Here is a 23,357-nt window from a genome sequence, read left to right on the forward strand (position 1 = left end):
AAGGCAGGTGAGTAAAGTTGTTAATAGGTAATCTCATTATCATAATGAGAATTATTACCTTTTGTAAATTGGCTGCAATTTTGCCTGTTGATGTAAGAAGGTCAAGTAAAATTCGCTGAAAAGGCGTGCGGATACCTCCGGTGAGGCCAGAGGTATCCAGAGAGGGTTAAGGTTGTGAGGCTGACGCCTGCGGAATATCGTGGGCGCTGTTACAGGTTTTATCTTTCGGACAATACTTATCGAGCAGTTTCAGCGTGACGCCGTTGGTCCAGCCAAAGCCGTCCTGCAGCGGATACTCACCGCCGCCACCGCCGCCGAGATTTTTGCCGTCGACGACATATTTCTCCACCAGCTTATGCTCACGGTCATAGGTTGTCTGGACGTTTTGCAGGAAGCGTAAGCCTACCTCTTTCGCCAGTTTTGGCTGGTTGTAATGCTCCAGACCTTCCACGGCAACCCACTGCAGCGGTGCCCAGCCATTCGGTGCATCCCACTGCTGGCCGTTGTTCACGATGGTGGTCACCAGACCACCGGGCTTCAGCAGCTGCTTTTCAACTGCGCTGGCGGTGCTTTCAGCCTGCTTATCACTGGCGACCTGCAGATAGAGCGGGAACAGCGCGGCAGCCGTCAGTTGCGGATGAACCTGCTTTTTCTGCCAGTCATAGTCGGCATACCAGTTCTGTTTACTGTCCCACAGATAGCGGTTGATCGCCGCCTGGCGCTTCTCCGCGCGATCGGCGTACTGCTTCGCCAGATCGCTCTGCTTGTTCATCTGGTAGCCTTTCGACAGGGTCTGCTCCAGATGGAATAGCAGGCTATTCAGGTCAACCGGCGCCAGCTGGGTGGTACGGATTGTCGACAGGTTGTGGGCATCGGTAAACCAGCGTGAGCTGAAATCCCAGCCCGATGCGGCACCGGAACGCAGATCGCGATAAAGTTCAGCTTTATTGCGCTGCGGCGCTTTCTGCGCAGTAGCAATATCATCCATCCAGGATTCGGTGCGTGGTACATCGCGCGCATCCCAGTAGCGGTTGAGCAGGGTGCCATCTGCCAGCTTAATCACCCGCTTGCTGGCTGCGCCCGCCGCGACGTTATCGCTGTCGGCCATCCAGTAGTCGTACTCTTTCTGCAGCTGCGGCAGATAGTGGGTATAAGCTTTGCCGTCATCGTGCGTCGCCAGCAGGTCGACCATCAGGCTGAAGAACGGCGGCTGTGAACGGCTTAGGTAGTAGCTGCGGTTGCCGTTGGGGATGTGGCCATAACGGTCAAGCAGCGAGGCGAAGTTATCCGTCATATCCTGGACTTTATCCCAGTGTCCGCTCTCGGCCAGCCCCAGCATGGTGAAGTAGCTGTCCCAGTAATAGACTTCGCGGAAACGCCCGCCCGGCACCACATAGGGCTTAGGCAACGGCAGCAGCGAGTCATACTGACCGGCGCTGCTGGTGGTGCGCGTCAGCACCGGCCACAGGCCATCAATGTGCTCACGAAGGTTTTGTCCGGCGGGCGGCACATATTTGTCGCCCGCAGCGGGCAGGGTAAAGTTAGCGTCAACAAAACGTTTGAGATCGAAATTGCGCTGTTTCTTCTGCATCTGCCAGTCGGCAAGAATCGAAGCGGGATCAAATTTCGGCACCGCATCGGCAAAGGTCTTCTGATCGGGATAGAACTTCGCCTGCTGCACGGCATTAAACAGCGGCCCTAAACGAACATCCGGCGGCTGCGGCTGATTATTCAGCATGCGGCTGTTGTCGTCGGCATGGGCGGTGAAAGCGGGTACGCTCAGCAGCAACGTGAGCAGAAAGGGCGCATAACGCTGACGCCGTGAGTCGGCGTTTACCTCAATTTTTGTCATCGGTTTTTCTCCTTGTCCGAAATGCGGCCGCGCGTAACGCATTGACCACAGGACCAACTTTAGACCTTATCTGCCCACTTCACCCTGAAGCGAGCCGGAAATGTGAAGCCACGGGAATTATTTTTATGGAAAAAACCGCTTTTTCACGCGGGTTTTTTCTTGCTCTCACCTCACTTTTCCCCGACGCTGAAAGAAAAAAAGGAGAGCAGGATGGAGATCATCTGGTATCACCCGTCGCAGTCTGCAGCGGCCTGGATTAACGGTTTACAACAGCGTCTGCCACATGCGCGTGTGCGTGCCTGGCAACCAGGCGACAACGGACCAGCAGATTATGCGCTGGTCCGTTCACCCCCCGCAGAGATGCTGCAGGGACGTGCCACACTGCGCGGCGTCTTTGCGCTGGGTGCAGGCGTTGACGAGATTCTGAAACAGCTACAGCAGCACCCTGAGATGCTGCCCGACAGCGTGCCGCTCTACCGGCTGGAAGATACCGGGATGGCGCGCCAGATGCAGGAATATGCCGTCCATAGCGTACTGAACTGGTTCCGTCGTTTTGACGACTACCGTCTTCAGCAGCAGCAACAGTGCTGGCAGCCGCTGCCTGCTTACCCGCGTGAAAGCTTCACCGTCGGGATTCTGGGCGCGGGCGTGCTGGGACAGAGCGTGGCAGAGAGCCTGAAACCCTGGGGATTCCCGTTACGCGTCTGGAGCCGTTCACCAAAAGCCATCGACGGCGTGACCAGCTTTGCCGGACGCGATGCGCTACCTGCGTTTTTGCAGGAGACGCGTGTGGTGATCAACCTGCTGCCGAGCACGCACGAGACCATTAATCTTATCGATCACGCCTTTTTAGAGCAGTTGCCGCACGGCGCGTTCTTCCTCAACATCGCGCGTGGCGCACAGGTGGTGGAAGCGGATCTGCTGGCCGCGCTCAATAGCGGTCAGCTGAAAGCGGCGGCGCTGGATGTGTTTCAGGTTGAACCGCTGCCCGAAGCGCATCCGCTCTGGTCACATCCGCGCGTCACGATCACGCCCCATAATGCGGCGGTAACCTTGATCGACGAAGCTATCGATTACATCGCCCGCGCCATCACCCAGGATCAGGCAGGCGAGCCGCCGCAGGGCAGGGTAGATCGTCAGCGCGGCTATTAATGAACCGGCCCCGGCAGGGGCACTCAGCAGGAGAAAAGGATGTATCCGGTAGATCTGCATATGCACACCATCGCCAGCACGCATGCTTACAGCACGCTGCACGACTACGTGACCCAGGCGAAACAAACCGGCATGAAGCTGTTTGCCATTACCGACCACGGCCCCGACATGGCTGATGCGCCGCACTACTGGCACTTCATTAACATGCGCGTCTGGCCGCGCGTCATTGATGGCGTGGGGATTCTGCGCGGTATCGAAGCCAACATTAAAAACCAGCAGGGTGAGATCGACTGTTCCGGCCCGATGCTTGATGCATTGGATTTAATCGTCGCCGGTTTTCATGAGCCGGTTTATGCGCCGCGCGACAGAAAGCATCACACAGACGCGATGATCGCCGCCATGGCGGGCGGGCTGGTTCATATCATCAGCCATCCGGGCAACCCGAAATTCCCGGTTGATATCCCGGCGATTGCCGAGGCCGCAGCGCACTACGACGTGGCGCTGGAGCTGAACAACTCCTCCTTTACCCATTCGCGTCCGGGTAGCGAACCTAACTGCCGCGCTATCGCCGCTGCCGTGCGTGATGCGGGTGGACGGCTGGCATTCGGCTCCGATTCCCACACCGCGTTTACGCTGGGCCATTTCGATCACTGTCTGCGGATTGCCCGCGAAGTAGATTTTCCTGAGGATCGGGTGTTAAATGTCACGCCGCGTCGCCTGCTCGACTTTCTGGAAATGCGTAGCGGCAAACATATTGCTGAACTGGCTGACTTTTAATTTATTTTGCCTCAAGGAAATCTGACTCATGAATGAGTTTTCCATTCTGTGCCGTGTGATCGGCTCACTGTTTAATCGTCAGCCGCAGGACCCGCTGCTGGTGCCACTGTTCACGCTGCTGCGTGAAGGCAAACTGCAGTCGCAGTGGCCGCTGGAGCAGGATGAGCTGCTGACGCGTCTGCAACAGAACAGCGATCCGCAGGCGCTGGCCGCCGATTACAACGCGCTGTTTGTTGGCAGCGACTGTAATGTGCCGCCTTACGCCTCACGGTGGCCGGAAGGCAAAACGGAGCCGGAAGTACGTGCGTTCTTAACCTCACGCGGCATGCCGCTGAGCGATGCGCCTGCTGACCATTTTGGCGTGCTGCTGCTGGCCGCATCCTGGCTGGAAGATCAGTCAGCGGAAGATGAGAGCGCGGCGCAGCTGGCACTGTTTGAGGAGTACCTGCTGCCGTGGTGCGGAACGTTCCTGGGTAAAGTGGAAGCACATGCAACCACGGCGTTTTATCGCACGCTGGCGATGCTGAGCCGCGAAGCAATTCAGGCGATGTATAACGAACTGCTTGAGAGCAGCGAAGAAGCGCCAGACGCCTGATTTACCACCTCGCCGGGTGCGAACCCGGCGCACAGCCCGGTGTTGCGCAGAGCTGCGGGGTGCCGGGTAGCCAGGCGGCTGCCCTGAGCCTGACCCCAAACCCCCACGGCGTTAACTCGTAACAGGGCAGGTTGTCTTTAACCCGCGGCGTAATGCCGGAACCCGAGCACTGCCCGGTGGGATGCTGCTGCAACAGCCACGCGGTGCGTGCCAGCGACAGCCGCACCTGGCTGCCATCTCCTTGCGTCACGCGTCGCCGTAATCCTTCCAGCACCGCGGCCGCCAGCAGATAGCCGGTAGCATGGTCCAGCGCCTGTACCGGCAGCGGAACCGGTTTGTCGCTCTGCTGCCACTGCATGCCGCGTTCAGCAATGCCGCATCCCATCTGCACCAGACTGTCGAAACCCCGGCGGTTGCGCCACGGACCCTGCCAGCCCCAGGCATTCAGACCGGCATCAACCAGACCGGGCGAGAGTGACTGAAGCGTCTCTGCATCAAACCCCAGCCGTTCCAGCGCATCCGCCCGGTAGCCATGCACCAGCACGTCCGCCTCACGTAGCAGGCGGATAAACTGAGCGCGATCGGCGGGTTGTGTCAGGTCGAGCACCGCACGACGTTTGCCGCAGCTCATCTCCTCATCCAGCGTCGGCTCCTGCCAGCCTGGCGGATCGATGCGCAGCACACTGGCCCCCAGGCTGGCCAGAAACCGCGTGGCGACCGGCCCGGCAATAATCCGTGTCAGATCCAGTACCCTGATGCCCAGTAACGGGCGCGCTTCGGCCAGCGGCCACGCCGGAGCGGGTGCCGCGAGTGTTGTTTTCCAGCTAAACAGCGGCTCATGCTGCACGGCCTGGCCCTGGGGATGCTGCTGCCAGGCGGCGGCGCTGCGCATTTCAGCGGCGCAGCCACCGGCATCAATAATCGCCTGCTCCAGTTCGCTTGCCTGCCACTGTTGCACCTGCTGTGCCAGCGCCGCGCGATCGGCGTGCGCGCCCAGCACCTGTTCCATCGCCAGCCGGTGATGCGCGGCGTTGGTGTGCAGGCGGATCCAGCCATCGCGGCTGCGATAGTCACCGGCAAACGCATCCCACATCGCGGGCGCAGCACGGTTCAGCGGGATGAAGCTCTGCTGAAACCAGCGCGACGCCAGGCGCACATTGACAGCGACGGGTGGAGAGAGATATTCAGGGTGGGAGGCGGCGATCAGTGCCGCGGTGGCCTGGGTTGCCAGACCGATGCTGGTGGCCGCCAGTTCACTGACGGCAAAAGCAGAAGCGAAGGTGGCGCGCTCAAGGAAGGCAGGAAGAGGCAAGGCGTCATCGCGACCCCGCAATCCCTGCTGCATCTGCTGCCAGAGCGCGGCGGCAAGCTGTGAGTCCATATTGTGCATCCTGAGAGGGGAGATTTCTCAAGCATAGCACGCAGGATTAACGCCGCCGCAGGCGCGGGAAGCGCGCATGCATCCGCAGGTTACGCAGGTTGAGCACCGCGATAGCCGTGCCCAGGATCACCAGCGAGGCGCCGATAATCTTGAAGCTGTTGAGGCTGTCACCCAGCACGATAATCCCCATCACCACCGATAAAACTGGCGTCAGCAGCGAGTAGGGCATGATCAGATTGACGTTATATTTCTTCAGCAGCATATACCACAGCGTATAGGCCACAATTGACGAGGCGATGGCGCTATAAAGAATGGCAAACCAGCCGCGCCAGCCCGCATGCTGCAGCGCATAGAGCTGATGGGATTCCATCACCAGACTGGAGCCGCCGACGATGGGAATCGCCAGAAACGCAATCCAGCCGGTCATGGTCAGCGGTTTAATCGGCGGTGACTTTTTCACTATCAGGTTACTGACGGCCCAGCCGGTAGCGCTGCACAACAGCAGACAGAGCACCCACCACGAGGGAATGGTCGGACTGCCTGAGAGCACCACCACGCCGCTCAGCGAAATCATAATGCCCAGCAGCTGCACCAGCTTCAGCTTCTCTTTCAGTACCACCATCGCCAGCAACATCGCAATCGGTGTGCCCAGCTGCACCACAATCGCGCCGGTACCGGCATCGGTGTAACGCAGGCCGACAAACAGCAGCGAGAAGTGCATAAAACCGAAGGTAAAAGCCAGCAACAGCAGCCAGGGCAACTGCTGACGGTTAATACGGCAGAACGGCACCAGCACGATGGCGACGACCACAAAGCGCATAAACGTCAGAAACAGCGGCGGCAGCTCCAGCAGCCCCCATTTCACCGCCACGTTGTTGAAGGCCCAGATAGAAACCACCATCAGAATCAGAAAAAAATGCCGCACAGCCACGATAATATCCTTTCGATGATTTTTGCTTAGCCCGCTAATGATGGCACGAACTGCGGCATTCCAGCCAATCGCAGCGACAAATTTTCTGCAATTGCGGCGCAACCTGATGAGACTTTCGGGCGTGATGCTGGCAGACTGATTTGAAACGACTTCTTAAAGGAACCGATTCGGTATGACCTATACGTCCGCCTTACCCCTTGCGTTGATTCAGCTTGAAGTCCCACCCGCAAACGTCGTTTCAGAGATTGGTGAACAGCCGCGTTGGTTTATTGATGCACTGAATCTGCAACCCGATGAGTACCTGATTGTGCGGCCTCATCTGGGCGAAGCCTTACCCGATTTTGATCAGATTTCCGGCGCGATCCTCAGCGGTTCATGGGCGATGGTCACCGATCACGCCGACTGGAGTGAGCGCAGCGCCGCCTGGGTCAGAGCGGCGATTGATCAGGGTCTGCCGCTGCTCGGTGTCTGTTACGGCCATCAGCTGATGGCGTATGCGCTGGGCGGTGAGGTGGCAGACAATCCCAACGGCTGGGAACGCGGTCTGTTACCCATTCGCTGCTCCGATCAGACCCAGCGCGATCCGCTGCTGCAGAAGCTGCCCGCCGACTTCAGCGTCTGGTTGTCGCATCGTCAGTCGGTCGTCAGTGCGCCGTCCGGGGCGCAGGTGCTGGCCGCTTCTGCGCGCGATGGCTGTCAGATTGTGCGTTATTCACCGCAGGCAATCTCGGTACAGTTCCATCCCGAATTTTCACGGCACATTATGAGTGTCTGTACGCCGCCAGGCTGCAAAGAGGATGGGGCCAACGAGATTGAGGGCAAAGACTGGGCGCGCGAGTTACTGGTGACGTTCTGGCAACAGACGCGCCCGGCAGTGGAGCGTGCTCAGGGCGCGTAGTGACGCGTGCAGCGATAGACCCACGCGGGTGGCACGTTTTTCAGCACCCGCTGGCGCTCCCAGGTGAAGTAACGCGACAGATCGGGCTGGGTCAGTGAGGTGTACTGGAACTGCACAAAAACACCGTCCGGGCCAAGGGCGTTATAAACCGCTCGCAGAATGGCTTCACGCAGTTCGGGCGGTAATGAGAGCAGCGGCAGGCCGGAGAAGATCACGTCATAGTTGCCGTTCAGATACTCCGCAGAGCAGGTGCGCACGGTCATGCGCGGGTCCTCCAGTGCGGTTAGCTTGTCTGCCAGCGTAGTGCAGATTTCAAAGGCATCCAGTGTTGAGTCGGGTGCCATGTGTGCCAGTATCTGTCGGGTCAGTACGCCATCACCCGCGCCAAGTTCCGCTATGCGCGCCGCTTCAGGCCATTTCACCGACGTAATCATCGTCCGGCACAACGCCTCTGACGAGGGGGTAATGCTGCCCATCTTGCGCGGATTGCGTATAAACTGATGCACGAAATTGGCTTTAGCGCGCATCTGGGTAAAAGCTGAAGCCAGCATGCTTATCTCCGGAATGAATTCATCCTCAGGTTGACCCCCTTTGTGCCGCACAAGTTTCTCTCTGACTACGCTTTCGGGTAAAAGTCGGAATTTTCTCTAAGCGCAGCGTAAACGCCTATTCCTTCGAGGCGGTCACAGTTTCCGGTTAACAGACCTGACAGGCTCACAATGATCCTTCATGTTAATAATAAGTTTCATCATTGTTACGTCAGTCACCTGTCAGGAGAATGATCATGCGTTACGCTGCCCCCGGAGAACAGGGTTCTCTGATTACGCTACAGAAGAAGTATGGCAACTTCATTAATGGTGAATTCGTCGCGCCGGTGAAGGGTAACTACTTTACTAACACCTCGCCGGTAAACGGCTCTGCGGCCGGTGAGTTTCCGCGCTCAGACGCGGCCGATGTGGATAACGCGGTGGCCGCCGCGGCAGCGGCAGCGGACGCCTGGGGCAAGACCTCACCGCAACAACGCGCGCTGCTGCTACTGAAAATTGCCGATCGGCTGGAACAGCATCTGGAGACCATGGCGGTCTATGAAACCTGGGATAACGGTAAACCAGTGCGCGAAACGCTGGCGGCCGATATGCCGCTGGCGGTCGATCACTTCCGCTACTTTGCCGGTTGTGTCCGGGCGCAGGAGGGCAGCGCGGCAGAGATTGATGAGTTCACCGCTGCCTACCATTTCCATGAGCCGCTGGGCGTGGTGGCGCAGATTATCCCATGGAACTTCCCGCTGTTGATGGCGGCCTGGAAACTGGCTCCGGCGCTGGGCGCAGGGAACTGCGTGGTGCTGAAACCGGCTGAACAGACGCCGCTGTCGATCACTATCTTTGTCGATCTGATTAAAGATTTGCTGCCACCGGGCGTGCTGAATGTGGTGCACGGCTTTGGTAAAGAGGCGGGTGAGGCGCTGGCGTCCCATTCCGGTATCGCCAAGGTCGCCTTCACCGGCTCTACCGCTACTGGCGGGCACATTCTGGAGCTGGCCGCCAAAAGTCTGATCCCCTCGACGGTCGAACTGGGTGGCAAGTCACCGAACATCTTCTTTGAAGACATCATGCAGGCGGAGGAGAGCTTTATTGAGAAAGCGGCCGAAGGCGTGGTACTGGGCTTCCTGAATCAGGGCGAAGTCTGCACCTGTCCATCGCGTGCGCTGGTGCAGGAGTCGATCTACGAGCCGTTTATGGCGGCGGTGATGAAGCGGGTAAAAACCATCAAACGCGGTGACCCGCTGGACACCGATACCATGGTAGGCGCGCAGGCGTCGCAGCAGCAGTTCGATAAAATCCTCTCTTATCTTGAGGTGGCACGGCAGGAGGGCGCAGAAGTGCTGGTGGGCGGCGGCGTAGAGAAGCTGGATGACTCACTCAACAGCGGCTATTACATCCAGCCAACCCTGCTGAAAGGTAACAACAGCATGCGGGTGTTCCAGGAGGAGATCTTTGGCCCGGTGATCGGCATCACCACTTTTAAAGATGAGGCGGAAGCGATCAGCATCGCCAACGACTCGATTTATGGCCTGGGTGCCGGCGTCTGGACCCGCGATATCAACCGTGCCTATCGGGTGGGCAGGGCGATCAAAGCGGGGCGCGTCTGGACAAACTGTTATCACCTCTATCCGGCGCACGCTGCCTTTGGCGGCTACAAGAAGTCGGGCATCGGGCGTGAAACTCACAAAATGATGCTCGATCACTATCAGCAGACGAAAAACCTGCTGGTCAGCTACAGTATTGAGCCGCTGGGCTTCTTCTGATGGTCTTAAAAGATGCCGGACTAACCCGGCATGTTGTCTCACAAAACCACGCTACTGCGTGGTTTTTTTTTGGTTAAAAGGCCGAAACCCGTTAGGAAATATCTGGTAGCCAGTTTTTAAAAGCGAACCGGTAAAGAACAATTAATCAGTCTGGTCTGAAAGCGCATCTGGCCTGATTAACGTTTCGCTTAACCCCTTCCAATCCCCACCCTGCCTGGTTTACATCCCCCTCACTGTAAGTCCGTATAAGGTATTGATATTTATATAAATATATAAATATCCCCTTGCGACTCAGCATAGTTGCAGACTGCCTGTACGACATAAAAACTTTGAAATTTGCCTTAAATCAGAACCATTCAAAACATGAGTAATTTTAATGGCAATCTCAGAGGAAACTTATTTATGTGCAAAAAAACTTCATATTTTCGCAAGTTGTTAAGATTAGTCCTAACCGTGTGCTTAAAAGTAACACCTATTTGTATTAACTTTATTTGTTAAGGTTTACTTGAGTAAATTCTTCTGAAAGTGGGCCGTTGAAATTTTGTCAATCTTCTGTAAACTCGCAGCTAATATTTACACATGGATTGTAATCTCTGAACCACGGGCAGGATCTACCTGACTCGTGCGGTAGCTATGAAATTTCAGTAAAGTCATAAGTCACTGAAAATAAACAAATATAATGAAGATTATTCGGGCGTAATGTGTCATTTCTTACTGCCGGATAATTGACTCACGGTTATCGGCTTAATTCAATCCGCCGGTTTTTCGACCAGGGATGGCATAAGGAAAGCTTGGGTTTACCCCACCTTCTTAAATTTGCCGGGAAAAAATTGATCATGTTTCTGATCGTTGTTTGCCAGGTCAGATTCCTCCCTTTTCCCGTTTACGTCCCCGATGTTGCTTTTTTATACTTAACTTTTGCTGATCGGTTAACGTTTCGCAGCAAGACGCTTAGGCGCTTTTTGTTTAAGGATTATTTTTTAATCTGGCACTAAGTGGCTTCCTGTGCAGATGACATCTCCGATTTTCATTACTGACACCCGGCCTCTGGCCACTCTCCAAGGTATGAATGGAACACAACATGAAAAAAATGGTGAAGCTCCGCGTTGCGTTAGGCCTGATGTTTGTTTTTTCAGTCGCCGGTTGTAAAACCCCGCCAAAAATGACCGATGACACCCTGGTCACCAGCACGGTGGACGGTGTGGCGATCAGTCACCGTTATGCCGTAAAACCGCCAGCGCAGTTCAGTCCGGTCAATGAAACCTATCGCGCGCTCTATCCCGGTTCGGTAATGAGCCAGCCAGGCTACGGCGGCAAGGTAGTGGAGACGCTGAAAACCGGCGAAACCTACACCGTGATTGGTCAGGTCGAGAACAACTGGCTGGCGCTGGGTGAACCGGCTCAGGCAGCAGAGCCTCAACCAGACAACGCTACCGCCAGTGTCAAAGATGCACGTCAGTCTGCCGCGCCGCAGTCAACCGTCCAGCTGACAGGCTATGTGCCATTCCGCGCCGTGGTGAAAAGCGCACTCTACGATCAGACCGTCAAAGCCGATCAGCCGAAACGCCGCGTGCGCAGCAGTAGCAAGAAGAAAACCTGCGTCGCGGTTAACGGTGACAGCACTGCCTGTCAGAACAGCACTAACGGAACCTGGATCATTAACTAATCGCACTGAGCAGGGAGGGCTGGATGATGAGAACAACACAACTGCGCGGTGGGCTGATCGTGCTGCTGATGTGGCTGCTGACGGCCTGCAGCAGTAGCAGTACGCCGCCGGTGGCTTACTACAACCTGGACGTTCAGGGGCAGAATCAGCTTAACGGCGGTGCGCCGCTGAAGGTCCGTGTGGTGTTACTAAGCTCCGATGCGGAGTTCATGTCAGCAGACTTCTTCTCCCTGCAAAACCAGTCCGCAACGGTGCTGGGCAGTGCGCAGCTTAACACCCAGCAATTCTTCCTGACGCCAGAGCAGCGCAGCAAAACGCTGCGGATTAAGAGCCTGCCTGAGGCGCGCTTCATCGGCATCATGGCGGAATATCAGGCGCTGGATGGCAAGGTGTGGCGACTGTCGCTGCCGGTTCCCGAAGGGGAGTCGCCCTCATTCTGGGCATTCTGGAAACGTGACGATAGCGAGCTGAATGCGCGCATCGTGGCGGGAATTAATGGCCTTCGCGTGGAAAAACAGTGATGTCGATGAACAGAGCCGAAAAGGTCGTCTGGACCGAGGGGATGTTTCTGCGTCCTCACCATTTCCAGCAGTCAGAAAATTATCTTCTCAGCACCCTGCGTGAATGGGGTCAGTCACAGCGCGTCTACACCTGGGGCTTTTACGATCTGGAGTTTGATGAAGCGCTGCTGCGTCAGGGGAAACTGGCGCTGAGTGCGGCCAGCGGCTGTCTGCCAGACGGCACGTTTTTCGCCTTCAGCCAGCCGCAACATGGCCCGGCACCGCTTGATCTGCCAGCTTCTGTTGACCGCAGCAAAGTGGTGCTGGCGATACCGACCCGTCGCAATGGCCGCGAAGCCGTCGCTTTCCAGGAGTCGCAGGATTCTCTGGCGCGCTATCTGGCCTGGGAAGCGGAAGTGGAAGATGACAACGCCCAGGCCGTAGGCAGCGCGACGGTACAGTTCGGCAAGCTGCGCCTGCGGCTGATGCTGGAGCAGGATCTGACCGCCGAGTGGACCGCGATGGGCGTTGCGCAGGTCATTGAAAAACGCAGCGACAACCATATCCGGCTCGACAGCGACTACATCCCGCCGATGCTGACTCTGAACAGCAGCCGTCCGCTGCAAAACATGTTTAACGACCTGCACGGGCTTATCCAGCAGCGCAGCCAGCAGCTGAGTCAGCGTGCACCCGGCACCGGCCGCTTCAACAGCGCCGATATGGTCGATTTTATGCTGCTGGCGCTGCTCAATCGTCAGCTTGGCCTGCACAGCCATCTGCAACATCTGCCGCTGCTGCATCCTGAAACCCTCTACAGCCACTGGCTGCAACTGGCCGCAGAGCTGAGTACCTGGACGCCCGCGCGCGCGCCGGAAGGACTGCCGCTCTACGATCATGATGACCTGCATAACTGCTTCAGCCGTCTGTCGCTGCTGCTGCGTCAGGGTCTGTCGCAAGTGATGGAGGAGAGCGCCATTCAGCTGCCACTGACGCAGCGTTCGCACGGCCTTAACGTCGCTACCGTGCCGGAGAGCAGCATGGTGCATGAGTTCGGCTTTGTGCTGGCTGTGAAAGCCAGCGTGCCGGCCGACACTCTGAAAACCCATTTCCCGGCACAGATGAAAGTCGCGCCGGTCAGCAAAATCCGCGATCTGGTGCAGCTGCAGCTGCCGGGTCTGGCACTTCGGGCGATGCCCGGCGCGCCGCCGCAGATCCCGTGGCATGCCGGATACAGCTATTTCGAACTGGATAAGAACAGCGAGCTATGGAAAGAGATGGAGCGCTCGGGCGCTTTTGCGCTGCATCTTGCCGGTGAGTTTCCGGGCCTGAACATGGAGTTCTGGGCCATCCGCAGTCAGTCAGAATAATAAACTGAGCACGCAGCATGATGCAGGAACAACAACATTCACACAGCGATCTTGCGCCGGATGCCAGCCACCAGAATGTGCTGGTTGCGGCGGCCAACCCCCTGATTAACGCGATTCCACAGATCCGCCATTCGGTGTCGCATGAAGACCCGGCGCAACTGCGTCAGCAGCTGATCGACCAGATCCGCCGCTTTGAGCTGAGCTGCCAGCAGTCGGGCCTCGGCTACGAAGTGATCATCGGCGCGCGCTACTGTCTCTGTACCGCGCTGGATGAGGCGGCGGCGCTGACGCCGTGGGGCAGTCGCGGCGTCTGGACCAGCAACGGTCTGCTGGTCACCTTTCACAACGAAACCTGGGGCGGCGAGAAGTTTTTCCAGCTGCTGGCGAAGCTGTCGCAGAACCCCAGACGTCACATTCTGATGCTTGAGCTGATCTACTTCTGCCTGCTGCTGGGATTCGAAGGACGCTACCGGGTGCTGGACAATGGCCGCTCGCAGCTGGAGACCATCAAACAGCGCCTGCTGCAGATGATCAAAAGCGTACGCGGCAGTTACGCCGCGGCGCTGTCACCGCATCCCACCGATCAGCCGGTGCTGCGCAAGCTATGGCGGCCGATGATCCCGCTGTGGGCCTGTGCGGCCGTGGCTGGGCTGGCCGCCTGTCTGTTCTACATCGTGCTCAACTGGCGTCTGGGTGATTACACCTCGCCGGTGCTGGCCCGCATCTATCAGACGGCGCTGCCGGAAGTGAAGATTGGCAACCCGGCGCCGCCTCCGCCTGCCACGCTGAATCTGCGCGCCTTCCTGAAGCCGGAAATTGATGCCGGGCTGGTGGCGGTGCGTGATGAAGCGGACCGCAGCGTGGTGACGCTGAAAGGGGATGGGCTATTTGCTTCGGCGGCGACCGAAGTGCGCGGCGGCTACATTGACGTGATCCGGCGCATCGCGGCGGCCATGAACAACGTCAGCGGCCAGATTCAGGTGATTGGCTACAGCGATAACGTGCCGATCCGCAGCGCGCGCTTCGCCTCCAACTTTGAGCTGTCGCTGGCGCGCGCCCATTCGGTGCAGACCCTGCTGCAACAGCAGCTGGCGCAGCCGTCGCGGGTGAAAGCGGAAGGGCGCGGCGAAAGCAATCCGCTGGTGCCGAACACCAGCGCAGAAAATCGCGCGCGTAACCGTCGTGTTGAAATCACACTGCTGGTGGCGCCGGATGCGACGCATGCCGAACTCAACGGCCTGGCGAGAGGGAACTGATCCATGCTGAATATTCTGTTTGCGGTGCTGACCAGCCGCCTTGCGTGGGGCTTTGTCGGCATCACCGCGCTCTCTTTTATCATCTGGGTGATTGGCCCGGTCTTCTCTATCGTTGATTCGCGGCCACTTGAGCCAGAGCAGAACCGCATGATCAGTATCGCGCTGCTCTATCTGGTCTGGGGACTGGGGCAGGCGATTCCACGGCTATACAATTACTGGCTTAACCGCAAGCTGATGTCGAGTCTGGAAACCGGCAAAAGCGATGCGCCGGAAGCCGATCGTCAGCGTCTGACCAGTGAAGAGCAGGTGCTGGCGGGCCGTTTCTCCGAAGCTACTGAAATGCTGAGAAAGGCGCACTTCCAGCGCCACAGCAGCAAAGGCACGCCGTTCTGGGCGCAGCGCTTTGGTCGTCAGTATCTCTATCAGCTGCCGTGGTACATGATCATCGGCGCACCCGGTGCCGGTAAAACGACGGCGCTGGTCAACTCGGGCCTGCAGTTTCCGCTGGCGGATAAGTTTGGCAAGTCAGCGCTGCGCGGCATTGGCGGCACCCGCAACTGCGACTGGTGGTTTACTAATGACGCCGTGCTGCTCGATACCGCCGGGCGTTACAGCACCCAGGAGAGTCAGCAGGAGCGGGATGCCAGCGAATGGCACCATTTCCTCGATCTGCTGCGTAAATATCGCGGACGTCAGCCGATCAACGGCGTCATCGTCACCCTGAGCGTCTCCGATCTGCTGAGTCAGTCGCCCGAGGCACTGCGCAACCAGGCGCTGGCGCTGCGTCAGCGTCTGATGGAGTTGCACGATCGTCTCGGCATCCGTTTCCCGGTTTATGTGCTGGTCACCAAAGCAGACCTGCTCAAAGGTTTCCGCAGCTACTTCGCCTCGCTGGATAAAGCGCAGCGTGAACAGATCTGGGGATTCACCTTTCCGTGGGCGAAGGCATCCGCCGCCGATTTCGAGCTGAACAGCCAGTTCCGGCAGGAGTATTCCCTGCTGCAACAGCGGCTCGATGCCGGACTGGCCGATCGGCTGCTGACGGAGAGCGACGCGCAGGCGCGTGCCGAAAGCTATCTCTTCCCGCAGGAGTTCGCTGCACTGCGTCCGTTGCTGGCCGACGCGCTCGACACGCTGTTCGCCCGCTCCGATTTTGAAACCCAGTTCGCGCCACGCGGCATCTACTTTGCCAGCGGCACCCAGGAAGGTCTGCCGTTTGACCGGGTAATGGGCGAGCTGAACCGTGCCCTGAATCTGCCAGGCCAGCAGACGGGCGAATCAGGCAGCTGGGATCAGGTCGATAAGGACGCCCCGATTCCGCAGAACAAAGGGCAGAGTTTCTTCCTCAAAGGCGTGCTGGAAAATGTGGTTTTCCAGGAGTCGGGTCTGGCGGGCAGCAACCGCTGGTGGGAGCTGCGCAATCGCGCCGGACTCTGGTCAGGCTATCTGGCGCTGCTGTTGCTGCTACTGGTCGCGGGCGGTCTGTGGCTCACCAGCTACAGCAAGAACAAAGCCTATCTGCAGGAGATGGCCGCTAAAGCGCCGCAGGTGGAGCAGCTGGGCGACCAGCTTCAGAAGCAGGTCAACGGCGATCTCTTTGCGCTGGTGCCTTATCTCAACACCCTGTTGCACCTGCCGGAAAGCGCCGACTTCTCGCTGGAATCGCCGCCGCTGACGCGCCGTATGGGTCTTTATCGTGGCACCGAGGTCAGCGATGCGACGCGTGCGCTTTACGACAAAGCGCTGAAGCAGCTGCTGTTGCCGCAGGTGGCGCAGAACATCACCCGCTGGCTGCGCAATGACAACGGCAGCGACGCTGACTACAGCTATGAAGCGCTGAAGGCGTATCAGATGCTCTATCAGCCGAAGCACTACGATGGCAAGTTCCTGCAGGCATGGCTGATGCTTAACCTGTCGCGCGAGCTGCCGCAGAACGTGACACAGCAGCAGGTAAAACAGCTGGCGTGGCATCTGCAACAGCTGCTGGAGACGCAGATTCACTCGTCGCCATATGCGAAGGATGACGCGCTGGTAAAGCGCGAGCAGGCGCTGATTAATCAGATGCCGCTGTCACAGCGCGTCTATGGACGCCTGAAGCGCCTGCTGCAACGTGATGACAGCCTGCAACCGGTGACGCTGGCGGCGCTGGGCGGTCCCCAGAGCGAGCTGGTGTTTTCCCGTAAAAGCGGTAAATCGGTTAATGACGGTGTGGCAGGTCTCTATACGCCGGACGGCTACTGGCAGCATGTGGACAAGCAGATTGGTCCGGTGACCCAGGCGCTTTATCAGGACGATCTCTGGGTGCTGGACGGCGCTGCGCCGCAGCAGAAGAGTGAGCAGACCGATCTCGCGGTGCGCCAGCTCTATGTGCAGGACTACATCCGTCAGTGGGAGCAGTTCCTGAGCGATATCCAGCTCAACAGAAGTGCCGATCTCTCGCAGCGTATTAACACCGCGCGCTTGCTGTCGGGCAACCACTCGCCGCTGCGCCAGCTGGTCATCAACCTCAGTAACCTGCTGACGCTGAACCGGGCGCAGCCCGATGAGAAAACGGCGCAGGCGGCAAAGCCGTCGGATAACAGCGCCACCCGCACCCTTGAAGCGTTGTTTACCTCGCCCGAAGCGGCTGCGGCGCGTGGACAGGCGGCAGCGCAGGCGTCACCGGAGCAGGCGGTTGCCGTGCATTTTGCGCCTGTGCTTGAGCTGGCTCAGCCATTACAGCAGGGCAGCAAGGTGCTGGCGGTGGATGATTTCCTGCACCAGATTGACGATCTCTATAGTTACCTCACGGCGGTGCAGGATGCCGCCAACAGCGGGATGCCGCCACCGGCCAGCGATGCGATCAGTCGTTTGCAGGCTAGCGCCGGACGTCTGCCCGGTTCGCTGCAGAATATGGTCTCCAGCATGGCGGTCGGGGCCAGCAGCGATGCACAGCGCCGCGACATGGATAACGTCCGTAAACGCATCACCATGGAAGTGGGCAGTTTCTGTCGTCAGGCGATCGCCGGCCGTTATCCGCTGGTGCGTTCCGCACGCAGTGAGGTGACACCCGACGATCTGGCACGGATGTTCGCCCCCGGCAGCGGCATGATGGACAGCTTCTTCCGCGACAACCTGGCCAGCAAAGTCGACACCACCAACGCCTCATGGCGCTTTACGCCTGGTATCGACGGCAAAACGCTGCCGGGCGGCGAAGCGCTGCTGCGTCCTTTCCAGCAGGCGCAGTCAATCCGCGATGCGTTCTTTGCTAACGGTGCGACCACGCCAGGCTTCCGCGTCACGCTGCGCACCGTAAAAATGGACAATGACATTCTTAACCTGACGCTGGATGTGGATGGACAGCAGTTGCGTTACAGCCACGGGCCGCAGGCGGTACAGATGGTCAGTTGGCCCGGTCCGGGCGGCACCAGCCAGGTGCGCATGCAGCTGGGCCTGACCAACGGCACTACCTCAACGCTGGTGACCAGTGGGCCCTGGGCACTCAATCGCTTCTTCGATCGCGCCCGTGTTACCGCGGCCGGCGGCCTGACCCGCGAAGCCACGTTCAGCGTGGAGGGGCATCAGGTCACGCTGTCGTTTACCCCTGGCAGCATTCGTAACCCGTTCCAGCTTCCCGGCTTTAGCTGCCCCTGAAACAGGACCCGACAATGACTCATTACGCTGCACCCTGCTGGTACGGCAAATTGCCCAGCGCGGGTGACTTTGTGAAGCGCCGCTTTCCTGATGTCCTCTATCGCCAATGGTCCAGCTGGTTTCAGGTGGGCCTGCATCACTGGCAGAGCAGTCAGGAGGGGGATAACGCGCCGTCGCGCCCGTTCCTCAACGCGCCGGTCTGGAATTTTGTGGTGCCGCCGATGCTGGGCAGCCAGCTGATCCAGATGGGCTGCCTGATTGCGGCACGGGACAGCGTGGGACGTAACTACCCGCTCTGCGCGCTGCGTCACTTCACCCCCGCCGAGTGGTCGCCAGCGCTGCTGGCACGCTCCGGCGAGTGGTATCAGCAGGTGGGCAATACGCTGCTGCGGGTGGTGCAGGGTGGCGGATCGCCGGAGCAGCTGGATCAGGCGCTGATCAGCATTCCGCAGCCGCAACCGCCGCAGGAGACGGGTGAGCCGTCAGATATCCTCAACGTTATCGGGTATGGCGACACGCCTTCAACGCTGAACTGGACGCTGCCGGGTGAGAACTTCGACCCGCAGTTTTACACCAGTTTCTGGTGGACCAATCAGAGCGACGGGTTTCCGCTTTATACCCAGGTCCACAGCGGTAACTTCACCGCCCAGCTTTTTTCATTGCTGTTTGATCCGGCCGGTGGGGCAAAGCCGGGACGAAACGGACTTTATCCCCCGATGTTTGAATCCTGAGGCAACACCCATGACGATGAATACAGAGGCTTTGCTGGCTCCGGTCAGTGATGACAATCCCGGTGGCGATAACCTGGAGTACGACGCCGATTTTCAGGCCATGGAGCAGGCCAGTGCCGGTAAAGCCGAACAGCAGTTCGGCAACACCATCATTCCGGCAGAACCCGCCGACTGGAACAAAGTTGAGAAGCTGGCGATAGCGCTGCTGGCCCGCAGTAAAGATTTACGCGTGATGCTGGCGCTGACCCACGCCTGGACGGAGCTGAAAGGACTGCCGGGCTATGCCCAGGGCCTGAAGCTGATTGAACAGGCGCTGCTGCTCTACTGGGAGCCGCTGTGGCCCCGGCTGGAAGAGTACGGTGAGCAGGACCCGTTCTACCGCATTAATGCCCTGGCACTGCTGGGTGACAAGACGGAACTCAGTGGCGCGGTGCGTCAGTGCTGGCTGCTGCGCTATCCGTCCGACGGTATCACGCTGCGTGATGCAGCCGCCCTGTGCGACGGCAGCAAAACCGAGGTGGCGGACTACCCCGGCGGCCTGCCGCGTCTGATCGACGAACTGGCACGCGGCGACCAGCCCGGTATTGAGGCGGTGCTGCAGATTCATGAGCGGCTGCAGACCATCTGCGAAACCGTGGCCGAACGGCTGGGCGACGCGGCGGTGCCGGAACTGGCCCTGCTGCGCCGACAGATTGCGCTGATTGCTGAACGCTGCCAGGCCACCGATATCAGCCAGCTGATACCCACCGCAGCGGCGGAACAACCCGAAGAAGCGGCGGCCCCGACGGCGGTCGCAACGGCGCCGCGCGCGGCCGCGGACTGGCGCACGGTACAGATCAGTTCCCGCGCCGATGCCCAGCTGATGCTGGAGAAAGTGAAGCTCTACTTCACCCAGCATGAGCCGAGCCATCCGGCTCCGCTGATGATCGACCGGGTACAGCGCTTAATCGAGCGCGACTTCCTGGAAATCATCCGCGAGCTGGCACCCGATGGCGTGCATCAGCTGGAAACCATTTTCGGACGTCGCGACTAAGCAGGCGTGACCCACTCACACAGCGGGAGCTGCGCGCCTGCTGTGACACATTATCCGCGCATCATTGATGGAGAAAACCATGGCAACAAGCAAATCCAGTGGGCAGAAGTTCATTGCCCGCAATCGCGCGCCTCGCGTTCAGATTGAATATGACGTGGAAATTTATGGCGCGGAACGCAAAATCCAGCTGCCGTTTGTGATGGGCGTGCTGGCGGATCTGGTGGGTAAACCGCTGGAGCCGCAGCCGGGCATCGACGAACGCAAATTCCTTGAGATCGACATCGACAACTTCGATGAGCGCATGAAAGCGCTGAAGCCACGCGCCGCGTTCCAGGTAGACAACACCCTGAACGGCGAAGGCAAGCTCAACATCGATCTCACTTTCGACAGCATGGACGACTTTTCGCCGGATGCCGTGGCCCGCAACGTCGAGCCGCTGAGCAAGCTGCTGGAAGCGCGTACCCAGCTGGCAAATCTGCTGACCTATATGGACGGCAAAAACGGTGCGGAAGAGCTGATTGGTAAAGTGCTGCAGGACCCAACGCTGCTGCAGGCTCTGACCCATCTGCCTAAGCAGGATGAGGCCACTGAAGGTAAGGAGCCGCAGGCATGACGCAGACTTCACAACAACCCCAGTCGCAGGGTGCGGCCAGTTTCAGCCAGGATGAGTTCAGCGCGCTGCTGAACAAAGAGTTCCGGCCGAAAAGCGATCAGGCACGCGCCGCGGTCGAAAGCGCGGTAAAAACTCTGGCGCAGCAGGCGCTGGAGAACACCGTCACCGTTTCCAGCGACGCGTATCGCACCATTCAGGCGCTGATCGCGGAGATCGACGAAAAGCTGTCGCAGCAGGTTAACCAGATTATTCACCATCCGGAGTTTCAGTCGCTGGAGAGCGCCTGGCGCGGCCTGAGCTATCTGGTGAACAACACTGAAACGGACGAGATGCTGAAAATCCGTTTTATGAGCATCTCCAAGCAGGAGCTGGGTCGTACGCTTAAGCGCTATAAAGGTGCCGGCTGGGATCAAAGCCCGCTGTTCAAGAAGATTTACGAGCAGGAGTATGGTCAGTTCGGCGGCGAGCCGTTTGGCTGTCTGGTGGGCGACTACTACTTCGACCACAGCCCGCAGGATGTTGAGCTGCTGGGTGAAATGGCTCGCATCGGTTCGGCGGCACACTGTCCATTTATCACCGGCACCGCGCCGGAAGTGATGCAGATGGAATCCTGGCAGGAGCTGGCGAATCCGCGCGATCTGACCAAAATCTTCCAGAACACCGAATATGCCGCCTGGCGCAGCCTGCGTGAGTCGGAAGATGCACGCTATCTGGGCCTGGTGATGCCGCGTTTCCTGGCGCGTCTGCCTTATGGCATTCGTACCAACCCGGTCGACAGTTTCGATTTCGAAGAGCAGACCGACGGTTCCGATCACGGCAATTACACCTGGAGCAATGCGGCGTACGCGATGGCCGCCAACATTAACCGCTCCTTTAAGGAGTATGGCTGGTGTACCGCAATCCGCGGCGTGGAATCGGGCGGAGCGGTTGAGAACCTGCCGTGCCATACCTTCCCGAGCGATGACGGCGGTGTGGACATGAAGTGTCCGACTGAAATCGCCATCAGCGATCGCCGTGAAGCCGAACTGGCGAAAAACGGCTTTATGCCGCTGGTGCATCGCAAAAACTCTGACTTCGCCGCCTTTATCGGTGCGCAGTCACTGCAGAAGCCGATGGAGTATCACGACGCCGATGCCACCGCCAATGCGCGGCTGGCCGCGCGTTTGCCCTACCTGTTTGCCTGCTGCCGCTTCGCGCATTACCTGAAGTGCATTGTGCGCGACAAGATTGGCTCCTTCCGCGAGCGCGATGAGATGGAACGCTGGCTCAACGACTGGGTGATGAACTATGTCGATGGCGATCCGGCTAACTCCTCACAGGAGACCAAGTCACGCAAGCCGCTGGCCGCTGCCGAGGTGAATGTGGAAGAGCAGGAAGACAATCCAGGCTATTACGCCGCGAAGTTCTTCCTGCGTCCGCACTACCAGCTGGAAGGTCTGACCGTTTCGCTGCGTCTGGTCTCTAAGCTGCCGTCACTGAAGAATGATAATGCTTAAGGGCTGAAAATGGGCGTGGTGCCGGAATCTGAAACTGCATCGCGCCTCTCCCTGTTGTAACGGCTTTAACCCATTTATTCGCCTGAACGTGTCTGAGCAGAGTGGTGTGCAATGCTATACCCGGTCTTTATCAGACTGAGTGTGTTTGCGTATTCTTTTCACAAGAATAAAAATCACAACTAAGCAAACTGTGGTAAAAAGCGCTTTACCGGCAATAAAGCCGAGTGAAGAGAGAGTGAAATTTTCATAGCGAGAGATAAGGTATATAGACTCGATAATATCGACGATCGCATAAAGTGAAAGTAGTGAAAATATTACGGCCAGAAAAATTGAGAGGGTTTTTTTCATGCTCCTTCCTTTTTTGAGCTATTGAAACTTTCCGCTAATGTAAACTTTTCGTCAGGTTGCTGTCTATTGAATGATGACCTGCAATCTTAGACAAATCGAAGGTCATCGGTTTTGCATATTAAGTTCCGCTATAAATAAGCGTTAACTAAAAGTATTTGTCCGATTTAAAAACGGGCAGCAAGAAGTCTGAAATATCGTTAAGCACGATATTTCAGAAGCAAGGCAAAGGTAAAATATGGACTGTTTTATTCAGCCCCATGCTTTTCTTTTTGCCATATCCTTGCTTTTTTTGAAAGCAATAATCTCAACCAATAAAGAGTGAAAGATAATGGCTATTGATATGTTTATGAAGGTTGACGGTGTTACTGGCGAGTCGAAAGACTCAAATCACACTGGCTGGACTGATATTACCTCTTTCTCATGGGGTGCTTCTCAGCCAGGCAACATGTCTGTGGGCGGCGGCGGCGGTGCGGGTAAAGTTAACTTCAACGACCTGCACGTGAATGCACTGATCGACAAATCCACCACTGCGCTGCTGAAGAACTGCGCAAGCGGTAAGCATCTCACTAAAGTTGAACTCTCTATCTGTAAAGCGGGCGGTTCACAGGTTGAGTATGCGCGCATCACTCTGGAAGACGTTCTGGTGACTGCGGTGAATTACAATGGCTCCGACAACGGCGATACCCTGGGAATGACCTACTCCTTCCAGGCATCCAAAGTGAAGCAGCAGTACTGGGAGCAGAGCTCTTCCGGCGGCAAAGGCGCAGAGAGCAGCGCCGGCTGGGACATTAAAGGCAACAAAGAAGCGTAATATTGTTCGGCA

At 58.0% G+C, this 23,357-nt stretch carries 20 protein-coding genes; 15 read left to right on the top strand and 5 right to left on the bottom strand.

Annotated features, from left to right (window positions below):
* Positions 1-166: 166 nt before the first annotated feature.
* A complete protein-coding gene (gene treA, locus BY447_RS18285) occupies positions 167-1,852 on the bottom strand; it encodes an alpha,alpha-trehalase TreA (protein ID WP_110331744.1) in 1,686 nt (561 codons plus the stop codon).
* Between the two features lie 210 nt (positions 1,853-2,062).
* Here treA and ghrA point away from each other — a divergent pair, with 210 nt between their 5' ends.
* The 3 genes from ghrA to BY447_RS18300 are packed head-to-tail and all read left to right on the top strand — an operon-like array spanning position 2,063 to position 4,376.
* A complete protein-coding gene (gene ghrA, locus BY447_RS18290; RefSeq protein ID WP_110331745.1) occupies positions 2,063-3,004 on the top strand; it encodes a glyoxylate/hydroxypyruvate reductase GhrA in 942 nt (313 codons plus the stop codon).
* Between the two features lie 39 nt (positions 3,005-3,043).
* A complete protein-coding gene (locus BY447_RS18295) occupies positions 3,044-3,781 on the top strand; it encodes a phosphatase (RefSeq protein WP_033732325.1) in 738 nt (245 codons plus the stop codon).
* A 28-nt stretch (positions 3,782-3,809) separates the two neighbouring features.
* Entirely contained in the window at positions 3,810-4,376 is a 567-nt protein-coding gene (locus BY447_RS18300; protein WP_033782783.1) for a TorD/DmsD family molecular chaperone, read from the top strand.
* Between the two features lies 1 nt (position 4,377).
* Here the strand turns inward: BY447_RS18300 and BY447_RS18305 are convergent, their stop codons facing one another.
* Positions 4,378-5,757, bottom strand: coding sequence for a CoA transferase (locus BY447_RS18305; RefSeq protein ID WP_110331746.1), 1,380 nt, complete (start codon positions 5,755-5,757; stop codon positions 4,378-4,380).
* Positions 5,758-5,803: 46 nt separating this feature from the next.
* On the bottom strand, positions 5,804-6,688 hold the full coding sequence (locus tag BY447_RS18310) for a DMT family transporter (protein WP_013357563.1): 885 nt from the start codon (positions 6,686-6,688) through the stop codon (positions 5,804-5,806).
* Positions 6,689-6,860: 172 nt separating this feature from the next.
* On the opposite strand from BY447_RS18310, the gene BY447_RS18315 reads away from it, so the two are divergent.
* On the top strand, positions 6,861-7,586 hold the full coding sequence (locus BY447_RS18315; protein ID WP_110331747.1) for a glutamine amidotransferase: 726 nt from the start codon (positions 6,861-6,863) through the stop codon (positions 7,584-7,586).
* Here BY447_RS18315 and BY447_RS18320 read toward each other — a convergent pair.
* Positions 7,574-8,137, bottom strand: a complete 564-nt coding sequence (locus BY447_RS18320) for a class I SAM-dependent methyltransferase (RefSeq protein WP_110331748.1) — start codon at positions 8,135-8,137, stop codon at positions 7,574-7,576. The genes BY447_RS18315 and BY447_RS18320 overlap by 13 nt on opposite strands.
* A gap of 233 nt (positions 8,138-8,370) precedes the next feature.
* On the opposite strand from BY447_RS18320, the gene BY447_RS18325 reads away from it, so the two are divergent.
* From BY447_RS18325 to tssC, 10 genes are all read left to right on the top strand, one after another.
* Entirely contained in the window at positions 8,371-9,891 is a 1,521-nt protein-coding gene (locus BY447_RS18325; RefSeq protein WP_013357566.1) for an aldehyde dehydrogenase family protein, read from the top strand.
* A 1,069-nt stretch (positions 9,892-10,960) separates the two neighbouring features.
* Positions 10,961-11,557 carry an SH3 domain-containing protein gene (locus BY447_RS18335; RefSeq protein WP_110331749.1) on the top strand — a complete coding sequence of 199 codons (597 nt, stop codon included), beginning with the start codon at positions 10,961-10,963 and terminating at the stop codon, positions 11,555-11,557.
* Between the two features lie 23 nt (positions 11,558-11,580).
* Positions 11,581-12,078, top strand: a complete 498-nt coding sequence (gene tssJ, locus BY447_RS18340; protein WP_110331750.1) for a type VI secretion system lipoprotein TssJ — start codon at positions 11,581-11,583, stop codon at positions 12,076-12,078.
* A gap of 5 nt (positions 12,079-12,083) precedes the next feature.
* On the top strand, positions 12,084-13,424 hold the full coding sequence (gene tssK, locus BY447_RS18345; protein WP_013357569.1) for a type VI secretion system baseplate subunit TssK: 1,341 nt from the start codon (positions 12,084-12,086) through the stop codon (positions 13,422-13,424).
* 17 nt (positions 13,425-13,441) lie between these two features.
* Entirely contained in the window at positions 13,442-14,680 is a 1,239-nt protein-coding gene (locus BY447_RS18350) for a DotU family type VI secretion system protein (RefSeq protein WP_110331751.1), read from the top strand.
* A gap of 3 nt (positions 14,681-14,683) precedes the next feature.
* On the top strand, positions 14,684-18,313 hold the full coding sequence (tssM, locus tag BY447_RS18355) for a type VI secretion system membrane subunit TssM (protein WP_110331752.1): 3,630 nt from the start codon (positions 14,684-14,686) through the stop codon (positions 18,311-18,313).
* Positions 18,314-18,327: 14 nt separating this feature from the next.
* On the top strand, positions 18,328-19,044 hold the full coding sequence (gene tagF / locus BY447_RS18360) for a type VI secretion system-associated protein TagF (RefSeq protein ID WP_110331753.1): 717 nt from the start codon (positions 18,328-18,330) through the stop codon (positions 19,042-19,044).
* Positions 19,045-19,060: 16 nt separating this feature from the next.
* Positions 19,061-20,077 carry a type VI secretion system protein TssA gene (gene tssA, locus BY447_RS18365; RefSeq protein WP_199226956.1) on the top strand — a complete coding sequence of 339 codons (1,017 nt, stop codon included), beginning with the start codon at positions 19,061-19,063 and terminating at the stop codon, positions 20,075-20,077.
* A gap of 79 nt (positions 20,078-20,156) precedes the next feature.
* Positions 20,157-20,690 (top strand): type VI secretion system contractile sheath small subunit, encoded by a 534-nt coding sequence (gene tssB / locus BY447_RS18370; RefSeq protein WP_008925979.1) that lies wholly within the window; start codon positions 20,157-20,159, stop codon positions 20,688-20,690.
* Complete coding sequence (gene tssC / locus BY447_RS18375) at positions 20,687-22,186, top strand: type VI secretion system contractile sheath large subunit (protein ID WP_003853307.1); 1,500 nt, start codon at positions 20,687-20,689, stop codon at positions 22,184-22,186. The genes tssB and tssC overlap by 4 nt, the downstream gene beginning before the upstream one ends.
* Positions 22,187-22,300: 114 nt before the next feature.
* On the opposite strand, the gene BY447_RS18380 is transcribed toward tssC, so the two are convergent.
* Positions 22,301-22,534 carry a hypothetical protein gene (locus tag BY447_RS18380; protein ID WP_110331755.1) on the bottom strand — a complete coding sequence of 78 codons (234 nt, stop codon included), beginning with the start codon at positions 22,532-22,534 and terminating at the stop codon, positions 22,301-22,303.
* 328 nt (positions 22,535-22,862) lie between these two features.
* Here BY447_RS18380 and BY447_RS18385 point away from each other — a divergent pair, with 328 nt between their 5' ends.
* Complete coding sequence (locus BY447_RS18385) at positions 22,863-23,345, top strand: Hcp family type VI secretion system effector (protein ID WP_013357577.1); 483 nt, start codon at positions 22,863-22,865, stop codon at positions 23,343-23,345.
* Positions 23,346-23,357 lie beyond the last annotated feature (12 nt).

Origin of the sequence: Pantoea sp. JKS000250, from assembly GCF_003201065.1 — a bacterium.
GTDB classification, from domain to species: Bacteria; Pseudomonadota; Gammaproteobacteria; order Enterobacterales; family Enterobacteriaceae; genus Pantoea; species Pantoea vagans.

Excerpts from the sequence above, each read along its gene's own strand:
- treA (WP_110331744.1), bottom strand. The coding sequence starts at position 1,852 with ATGACAAAAATTGAGGTAAACGCCGACTCACGGCGTCAGCGTTATGCG.
- ghrA (WP_110331745.1), top strand. The coding sequence starts at position 2,063 with ATGGAGATCATCTGGTATCACCCGTCGCAGTCTGCAGCGGCCTGGATT.
- BY447_RS18295 (WP_033732325.1), top strand. The coding sequence starts at position 3,044 with ATGTATCCGGTAGATCTGCATATGCACACCATCGCCAGCACGCATGCT.
- BY447_RS18300 (WP_033782783.1), top strand. The coding sequence starts at position 3,810 with ATGAATGAGTTTTCCATTCTGTGCCGTGTGATCGGCTCACTGTTTAAT.
- BY447_RS18305 (WP_110331746.1), bottom strand. The coding sequence starts at position 5,757 with ATGGACTCACAGCTTGCCGCCGCGCTCTGGCAGCAGATGCAGCAGGGA.
- BY447_RS18315 (WP_110331747.1), top strand. The coding sequence starts at position 6,861 with ATGACCTATACGTCCGCCTTACCCCTTGCGTTGATTCAGCTTGAAGTC.
- BY447_RS18320 (WP_110331748.1), bottom strand. The coding sequence starts at position 8,137 with ATGCTGGCTTCAGCTTTTACCCAGATGCGCGCTAAAGCCAATTTCGTG.
- BY447_RS18325 (WP_013357566.1), top strand. The coding sequence starts at position 8,371 with ATGCGTTACGCTGCCCCCGGAGAACAGGGTTCTCTGATTACGCTACAG.
- BY447_RS18335 (WP_110331749.1), top strand. The coding sequence starts at position 10,961 with ATGGAACACAACATGAAAAAAATGGTGAAGCTCCGCGTTGCGTTAGGC.
- tssJ (WP_110331750.1), top strand. The coding sequence starts at position 11,581 with ATGATGAGAACAACACAACTGCGCGGTGGGCTGATCGTGCTGCTGATG.
- tssK (WP_013357569.1), top strand. The coding sequence starts at position 12,084 with ATGAACAGAGCCGAAAAGGTCGTCTGGACCGAGGGGATGTTTCTGCGT.
- BY447_RS18350 (WP_110331751.1), top strand. The coding sequence starts at position 13,442 with ATGATGCAGGAACAACAACATTCACACAGCGATCTTGCGCCGGATGCC.
- tssM (WP_110331752.1), top strand. The coding sequence starts at position 14,684 with ATGCTGAATATTCTGTTTGCGGTGCTGACCAGCCGCCTTGCGTGGGGC.
- tagF (WP_110331753.1), top strand. The coding sequence starts at position 18,328 with ATGACTCATTACGCTGCACCCTGCTGGTACGGCAAATTGCCCAGCGCG.
- tssA (WP_199226956.1), top strand. The coding sequence starts at position 19,061 with ATGAATACAGAGGCTTTGCTGGCTCCGGTCAGTGATGACAATCCCGGT.
- tssB (WP_008925979.1), top strand. The coding sequence starts at position 20,157 with ATGGCAACAAGCAAATCCAGTGGGCAGAAGTTCATTGCCCGCAATCGC.
- tssC (WP_003853307.1), top strand. The coding sequence starts at position 20,687 with ATGACGCAGACTTCACAACAACCCCAGTCGCAGGGTGCGGCCAGTTTC.
- BY447_RS18380 (WP_110331755.1), bottom strand. The coding sequence starts at position 22,534 with ATGAAAAAAACCCTCTCAATTTTTCTGGCCGTAATATTTTCACTACTT.
- BY447_RS18385 (WP_013357577.1), top strand. The coding sequence starts at position 22,863 with ATGGCTATTGATATGTTTATGAAGGTTGACGGTGTTACTGGCGAGTCG.